Annotated in this window: 1 pseudogene; it reads right to left on the bottom strand. The window is 46.8% G+C overall.

The features are described from left to right. Positions 1-1,612: pseudogene (locus ACX5KA_RS01510) on the bottom strand (Tn3-like element ISShfr9 family transposase); the annotation flags it as partial. Between the last annotated feature and the right edge of the window lie 94 nt (positions 1,613-1,706).

The raw sequence follows: 1,706 nt of genomic DNA, 5'->3' as shown, positions 1-1,706 counted from the left end.
CAATATGGAGAGCAACGTCTTTGAGTGCACTTTCCAGCCGGTGTTGTTTCTCCTGTAACAATAACTCTGCGGGCTGTTTTAGTCTGTCCAGTGTTGATGAGGCCAGCAAGGTATCCTGCGATGTCTGGGGGATCAGGTCGTCTTCCAGTGCGCGGTATTTGGTAACATTTGGCAAATAAATGCGTCCATTCAGTCGTGAGGTTAACTGCCGGTAGAGCAGCCATTCGTAACGTTGCGGGTTAACGTTATCCTGTTTAACCAACCATGGGAGGTGCTTTTTCGGGATGAGCGACGTATCCATCGTCTTCAGTGGTCCACCGAATGCGATTTCCGTCTGCATCTGTTGAAGTTGGGCGACGACGGCTTCTGAGCCTTTACCGGCCTCACATTCAAGGCACAAGAACACCTGCCTTAACAGTTGCTCCAGGAGATTGCATTGTTCATCGTAATGTTGCCACTGGTACTCTTCCACGGTCCGTTTCTGTTTTTTCAGGTAAAGGCAGAGGGTCTGGATATCCCTGTCATTCATGACCTTCAATGCCTGTTGTCTGACTACTGAGAAGGGTTGATTATCATCAATGTTCTCATCCACAAACAGATGCAGTAACTCTGCCGCTTTCGTGACATTGTCCGCGGCTGACTGCCAGGACAGGAACACTGCTTGTTGTGCAAAGGTGTTGGCAGCTTCTTGTTGCTTGCGGATATGGTAAATGAACCCATCAGTTAACCGTTCCAGTGCCAGTTGTATCCGCTCTGTCAGGTGACATAGCAACCATAGATGCTGCTGTGCGCGTTTGAATCGTTTGAGTTTACTACCGTAATAGTTGATGAGCTCACCGAAGTGTTGTCGATTTTTAAGAGACAGATTAAGCCCATCGATAACGCCATTGATTTGCGTGCGCCATGGCGCTAACTGATGATAAAGGGCAAGCTCTTTTTTAAGTTCAGGTACGGTCAGACTTTTTGCACCGCCTCTGAGCTGGTTCAGGCTTAGTCCGTCATCAATGGCTGTTATGCTGTCCAGAAAGACGTGAAGTTCAGGACTGGTGAGTTGATTAAGTTGGTGCGCCAGGTCTTTTCTGACCTGCTGCATCGCTCTGCTTATCAGTCTCTGGAGTACGGTGTACCTAGGGATAGCAATGCTGTGACTGGTTAGGAATTCAATAGCAGTATCAAAGAGGTAACGCGGCTCCAGCCAGGCATTGCCCACCTGAACAAGGTGGTCGAAAAGAGAATTGAAGTGCTGACTTTCGTCCCATTTGTGATAACCAGCAAGGTCTAATACTTTTGCGTAGAGTCGATCTTTTTGTTTTTGTGAGGGAGTGAATGGTCTGAGCCCCTTGCCGCCAAGCAGCTCTTTACTGATGAACATTAAATCCTTAGAAACCTGCGAGTAAGCGATATCTAGGATGACGGGCTTTGATTTGAAGTATCCCAAAATCGCGACAAAGTAACATCTATGAGCTCTGAGACGAATTGACCGAAAAACTGCCAATTCCGCATCGTTCAGAGAAAAGTACAGACGTTGTTCTTCGATTGAAAAAATGGGTGGGGAATAAAGATCTGCCTGTTCTGCTCTCGTGAGAATAGTAATTTCGTTTTTGATGGCCATATCAGGGCTGTTCCGTATTAAATGTACGATATTTACCTAATTTGCCACACTTATAAGTAGTAACCCACCTCCGCAGCCATTTATTGGTGTGGTC

It is taken from the genome of Alteromonas alvinellae (assembly GCF_902705805.1).
This window is presented reverse-complemented; position numbering and strand designations above follow the sequence as displayed.